Origin of the sequence: Microbacterium sp. ISL-103 (assembly GCF_018613995.1) — a bacterium.
GTDB lineage: Bacteria > Actinomycetota > Actinomycetes > Actinomycetales > Microbacteriaceae > Microbacterium.
In genome coordinates, this window is sequence record NZ_JAGGPD010000107.1 from 1 (window position 1) to 5,967 (window position 5,967).

General features: G+C 67.8%; 4 protein-coding genes. 2 read left to right on the plus strand and 2 right to left on the minus strand.

Annotated elements, in window-relative coordinates:
* Window positions 1-191: 191 nt before the first annotated feature.
* The gene (locus J7E68_RS04960; RefSeq protein WP_215170415.1) at window positions 192-1,211 is read left to right on the plus strand and encodes a putative oxygenase MesX; all 1,020 of its coding nucleotides are present in this window, start codon (window positions 192-194) and stop codon (window positions 1,209-1,211) included.
* Window positions 1,208-2,269, plus strand: coding sequence for a methionine synthase (locus J7E68_RS04965; RefSeq protein WP_215170417.1), 1,062 nt, complete (start codon window positions 1,208-1,210; stop codon window positions 2,267-2,269). Before J7E68_RS04960 ends, J7E68_RS04965 begins: the two co-directional genes overlap by 4 nt.
* 18 nt (window positions 2,270-2,287) lie before the next feature.
* Here J7E68_RS04965 and J7E68_RS04970 read toward each other — a convergent pair whose 3' ends face one another.
* Together J7E68_RS04970 and J7E68_RS04975 are read right to left on the minus strand one after the other, a co-directional pair.
* On the minus strand, window positions 2,288-3,064 hold the full coding sequence (locus J7E68_RS04970) for a hypothetical protein (RefSeq protein WP_215170419.1): 777 nt from the start codon (window positions 3,062-3,064) through the stop codon (window positions 2,288-2,290).
* 27 nt (window positions 3,065-3,091) lie between these two features.
* Window positions 3,092-5,967: bifunctional RecB family nuclease/DEAD/DEAH box helicase (locus J7E68_RS04975; RefSeq protein ID WP_215170421.1), on the minus strand; the 2,876-nt coding region annotated here is incomplete at its 5' end.

The window sequence follows — 5,967 nt, forward strand, 5'->3', positions numbered from 1 at the left end:
ACCCCTCTGCAGCGACCTCGATGAAGTACTGGAGCTGTTGCAGCGTGATTCCGCTCGTTCGCCGTGGCATAGGAGAAGGCTATATCACCGCATAGCGGAGCCGAATTACCCGATGACCTCCGTACGGCTGCACCATGAGAGCACAGCATTCGCGAGGCCGAGACGGCCTCCCCCCTTCCGGATTGGCCCTCATGGCGAACGAGATCACGTTCAGCATCACCACCACGCGCTTCGACGAGGACTACGCTCCGTCGGACAGCTCGCGGATCACCACGAACTTCGCCAACCTCGCGCGGGGCGAACGTCGCCAGGAGAACCCCCGCAATGCGCTGACGATGATCGACCGTCGCTTCAACGATCTCGCCCAGCGCGACAACCCCGAGCGCGACCGCTACACCGTCGAGCTCGACATCGTCTCGGTGCAGCTGCGATTCTCCGACGGTGAGGATCGAGACTTCCCCGTGCTCGAGGTGCTCGACATCCACATCGTCGACCGAGTGACCGGAGAACGTCACCACGGCATCGTGGGCAACAACTTCTCGTCGTACCTTCGCGACTACGACTTCAGCGTGGTCCTGCCCGCGGCGAATGCGGCCGGAACCGGGTTCACCACCCCCGACGACTTCGGCGTGCTGCATGGCAAGCTCTTCCAGCACTTCCTCGAGTCCGACGCGTATCAGGACAGGTTCTCGAGCCTGCCGGTGATCTGCATCAGCGTCTCGACCAGCAGGACCTATCGTCGCACCGGCACCGAGCACCCCGTGCTCGGCATCGAGTACGTGCAGGATTCGTTCTCGCTGACCGACGAGTACTTCGGGAAGATGGGATTGCAGGTGCGGTACTTCATGCCGCACGGCAGCGCCGCCCCGCTCGCCTTCTACTTCCGCGGCGACCTTCTGAGCGACTACTCCGATCTGCAGCTGATCGGCACGATCAGCACGATGGAGACGTTCCAGAAGATCTACCGGCCCGAGATCTACAACGCGACCACGCCGGCCGAGAGCGTCTATCGTCCGAGCCTCGCCCACGAGGACTACGAGCACACCGAGATCACGTACGACCGCGAAGAGCGCGGCCAGCTCGCGGTCGCGCAGGGACGCTATGCCGATGAGCATTTCGTGACGCCGCACCGCCGGGTGCTGGACCAGTGGGCCGCAGCCTACCCCGCGCCGGTCTCCCTCGCTTCGGCATCCCCGGCCGCAGTCCGATGACCGGCGAGGGATCGAAGATCGCAAGACCGCTCCTCCCCACCTCGATCGTGGGAAGCCTGCCGAAGCCGGCGTGGCTCGCGAGGCCGGAGGTGCTCTGGTCGCCGTGGGAGCTGCAGGGCGACGCGCTCGCGGAGGGCACGCACGATGCGCTGCGCGCTGCCGTGCACGAGCAGCGCCGACGCGGTATCGACATCATCAGCGACGGGGAGCAGACCCGTCAGCACTTCGTGACCACCTTCATCGAGCACCTCGACGGCGTGGATTTCGAGAAGCGCGAGACGGTGCGGATCCGCGACCGCTATGACGCGAGTGTGCCCTCGGTGGTGGGCGCTGTGAGCCGTCGCAAGCCCGTGTTCGTGGATGACGCGGCGTTCCTGCGCCAGCAGACCGATCAGCCGATCAAGTGGGCGCTTCCGGGCCCGATGACGATGATCGACACGCTCGCCGACCGCCACTACCGCAGCCGCGAGAAGCTGGCCTGGGAGTTCGCGACCATCCTCAACCAGGAGGCGAAGGAGCTCGAGGCCGCAGGAGTGGACATCATCCAGTTCGACGAGCCCGCGTTCAACGTCTTCTTCGATGAGATGAAGGACTGGGGTATCGCGACGCTCGAGCGGGCGACCGAGGGGTTGAGCGCCGAGACGGCGGTGCACATCTGCTACGGCTACGGGATCAAGGCGAACAACGACTGGAAGGCGACCCTCGGGTCGGAGTGGAGGCAGTACGAGGAGTCGTTCCCCCTGCTGCAGAAGTCCTCCCTCGACATCGTCTCGCTGGAGAGCCACCACTCTCACGTCCCCATGGACCTCATCGAGCTCATTCGCGGCAAGAAGGTCATGCTCGGGGCGATCGACGTGGCGAGCGTGCAGATCGAGACGCCGGAAGAGGTCGCCGACACCCTGCGACGCGCGCTCCAGTTCGTCGATGCAGACCTGCTCATCCCCAGCTCGAACTGCGGGATGGCTCCTCTGCCGAGGAACGTCGCACTCGAGAAGCTGAGCGCACTGTCGGCGGGCGCGCGGATCGTCCGCGAAGAGCTCGGCGACACCGGGGCCTGACCGCCTCGCGAGCGCGACTCACACGCTCAGTCGGTAGCCGCGCTCGTCTCCGTGGTAGGTGAACCCGGCTCTCGCGAGGATCGGCGCCGATGTCGTCGTGCGCCCCTTCACCAGCGCGGTGGTCGCTCCGAGGGCGGCGCTCACTCGGAGGCGTTCGGCGAGCACCGCGCGGTAGGCGCCTCTCCCCCGCGTGTGCTCGAGCGTGGCGGCGCCCCAGAGCCGGGCGAAGCCGTCGACGATCGTGCAGCCACCGGTGCTCACCGCCTCTCGGTCCGCATCGAACCGCGCGAGCACTCGGACGTGCGTTCCGGCATCGAGGTTCGACGTGATCTCGTCGAGTTCGACTCGGAGCCCCTCTTCGTCGAGTGCCTGCTGCTGCCAGACCGGCACGTTGATCCTGTCGACCTCGCGGACCTGATCGAGTGTCCGCACGACCTCCGCGCTGATCCCCGGGGGCACGTCGACGTCTGAATCCCCGATCGGGCGCGCGAACACGGCGACCGTGTCGACATGCTCCGCTCCACGGCGCCTCAGTTCGTCTTCGAGATCGGGGCGATCGGATGCGTTGGTCCAGAACCGGAACTCCGTCTCGCGCCAGGCCCTCGTGCGCTCGGTGGCGTGATCGAGGACGGTGACGGGGTCGGCGTCCGAGTCGACCTGGGATCCCCGCACTCCACCACCGAAGCGCTCGGGATAGTGGACCAGCTGCAGGTGACTCTTCTGCTGATCGCTGTCACGCGGGAACCAGACCCATGCCGCCGAGGCGCGCAGGATCTCATCGATCGTGTGAGTCATCGTTCAGACCTTCCGCTCACGACGGCGTCAGCTCGCCGCGCCGACCAGCCGCGCGAAGGCGCTCATCCGAGCGACTCCCTCGGGCGTGCGGGGCAGATCGTCGAGGAGAGCAGGCGAATGGATCAGATAGGCCGCGACCTGTGCTCGGGAGATCGCGACGTTGAGCCGGTTCTGAAGGAGCAGGAACTCGGGTCCGCGCGGAGCATCACGTCCGCTGGATGCAGCCAGAGAGGTGATGGAGACCACAGCCTCCTTGCCCTGGAAGTTGTCGACGGTGCCGACCGGGACGTCGGGGAAGCCTGCCGCAGCAAGCGCGTCGTGAACGGTCTGACGCTGCGCGTTGTAGGGCGCGACCACGATGATGTCGCTCTGGGCGAGCGGGCGCGCCGTGGCATCCGCGTCGTTGTCGGTGAAGGCGCGCCCGACGAGGTCACGAACAAGTGCCACCACCTGGGCCGCCTCCTCCGGGGAGTCGGTGGCATTGCCGCGATGCCTCAGCGGGACGACATGCAGCCCCGCATCGACGCCGTCGATCGCTCTCCGCTCGGTGCCGGGGGCGGAGGCGAGCCGCCCGGCGTAGGCGAGCTTCGACACCGGGGTGGCGACGAACGGATGCATGCGCCACGACCTCGCGAGGAAGTAGCCGTAGTCGGGCTTGATGACCGCATCGCCGTCCATGACCCAGCCGAGCGCCGACGTGTCGACCGGCTCGGGGTGCGCGCCCTGGCTGACCTGAGGCAGCTGCTGCGGGTCTCCGAGCAGCAGCACGCGCTGTGCGCCTGCTGCGACGGCGATCGTGGAGGCGAGAGAGAACTGCCCCGCCTCGTCGACCACGAGCAGGTCGAGCCCCGCCCGTTCGACGCGAGAGGTGTTGCTGAAGTCCCAGGCCGTGCCTCCGACGACAGCACCGTCTTCCGCGTGTTCGCCGAGGAATGACGCCATGCCGTTCTTGGGGATCACCGTGTACGACGGATCCGCCGTGGGGTCTTTCGGAGCCTTGCCGACCTGGCTCGCCGGCACACCGTCGGCAACGACCCGCTCGAGCAGATTCTCGATGATCGCGTGCGACTGCGCCACGACCCCGATCCTGAAGCCGTGCTCCTTCACCAGGCGCGCGATCACCCGCGAACCCGTGTACGTCTTGCCCGTACCGGGCGGGCCCTGGACGGCGAGGTAGCTGCGGTCGAGATCGAGCACGCCCCGCACGATGGCGTCGATCGTGTCGCCCGTCTGCTCGGGCAGCGTGCCTCCGGAGAGCGTCCTCGGAGGGATCCGCCGCAGGATGTCGGTCGCCGCATCATGCGGGAACTCGGGAGCTGCGGCATGGACCGTGTCAGCCCACTCGTCGATCGCGCCCTGCAGCGAGACGACGCGCGGCGGCGCTGCCGGAGTGAGCGCGAGAGGCAGGTCGTCCCACGTCTGGCCCTGGATGGCCGTCTCGGTGATGAGATACCCGTCGTCGAGCACCTCGGCGACCGTGACCGTGTGCGGCACGTGCACCGCTCGTGAGGGCGCCTCGGTGTCGAAGGGAGCAGGCATGGGGTAGAGGGCGAACGGCTGGGATCCTGCGTTGAGTGTGGTGCCCGGCGACACCTCGCCGCGGATCTCGATGTCGCGCGACATCACACGACGCCCCTCTCCGATGCTCCAGTCGCGCTCCACCGACGACGAGAGGCGGTCGACGCGCACGACGTCGCGAGTGCCGTCCCACATCGTGACGGGTTCGCGGAGGCGCTGGAAGTGCGAGACCCAGAAGCTCTTCGCCTCACGGGGAAAGTAGTCGATCGCTGCCGCCGCGATGCGGTGCACCTGCCCGTCACCGCCCGCCTCGACCGCTCGCTCCGCGTCAGCGAGAAGCGCCACCGACCGCGGCGACGGCTCGTAGATCACCTCGTCCGCGGCGTCGGGAGGGGCGGGGTTCACCCCCTCTTTCCTGGCGATGTCGATCAGCCAGTTGCGAAGGCGCCTCGTCGAGACGCAGTCGTAGCGGTTGTAGTCGGCGAGGTCGGCGAAGACCGCATCCGCCTCGGCCTGCTCTCCTGCCGCCGCGAGCTCTCGGGCGGCGACGTACTGCACGATCGAGTCGTCGCCCTTCTGCACGTCGCTCGTGCGCACGTCGTCGCCCATGTAGAGGGGCTCGAGCTTCTTGATCGAGTACGACCGCGTTCCGACCCTCACCGTGCGCAGGACCAGAGGGTAGAGGTCGACGAACACGCCTTCGCGCAGCAGCCGGTCGATCTCGCCCTCGCGAACGCCGTGCCGAGCGGCCATCGCGACCAGGTGCGAGGTCTCGTACGGCGCGTAGTGGTAGATGTGCATGCCCGGATGAGCGGCGCGACGCAGCGCGACGAAGTCGGGGAACCTCTCGAAAGCGACTCGCTCCGCGGCGAAATCATGGGCCCAGAGCGCCGCGTACTGGTCGTCGTTGTCGACCCATCCGAAGAGGTAGTCGATCCCCCAGTGCGCGTGGCCGTCCGGCGCAGGCTCGGTGTAGAGCGGATCACCTTCGAAGTCGAAGAAGATGTCGCCGTGGCTCGGCACCGGCAGCGTATGGATCGCCGCGGCGTAGTGCACGTCATAGGTCGGGGCGCCGTCGACGTCGGCACGGACCTGCAGCCTCGCCTGGTCGCGGAGCGTCTCGAAGGAGTCGGTGTTCATGCCCGCCGGCGGCATGCTCGCCGCCGCCAGCGCATCGATCGTCTCGATTCCGGCCGCCCGCAGTCGCGCGCGCTGCACGGGCCGCATGCGCGCGACCATCAGCAGGTCGCGGTGCGCGATCACCTGCTCCTCGCACGTGGCGCAGCGCCCGCACGCCACCACCTCGAGGTCGCCTCGGTCGTCGCCCCATGCCAGCGCCGCGCCGGCGGAACCGTCGCCGCTCCGACGGTCGGCGATGAGGGCCC

Bases quoted from the DNA above. Each gene is read 5' to 3' on its own strand.
- J7E68_RS04960 (WP_215170415.1), top strand. From the start codon at position 192: ATGGCGAACGAGATCACGTTCAGCATCACCACCACGCGCTTCGACGAG.
- J7E68_RS04965 (WP_215170417.1), top strand. From the start codon at position 1,208: ATGACCGGCGAGGGATCGAAGATCGCAAGACCGCTCCTCCCCACCTCG.
- J7E68_RS04970 (WP_215170419.1), bottom strand. From the start codon at position 3,064: ATGACTCACACGATCGATGAGATCCTGCGCGCCTCGGCGGCATGGGTC.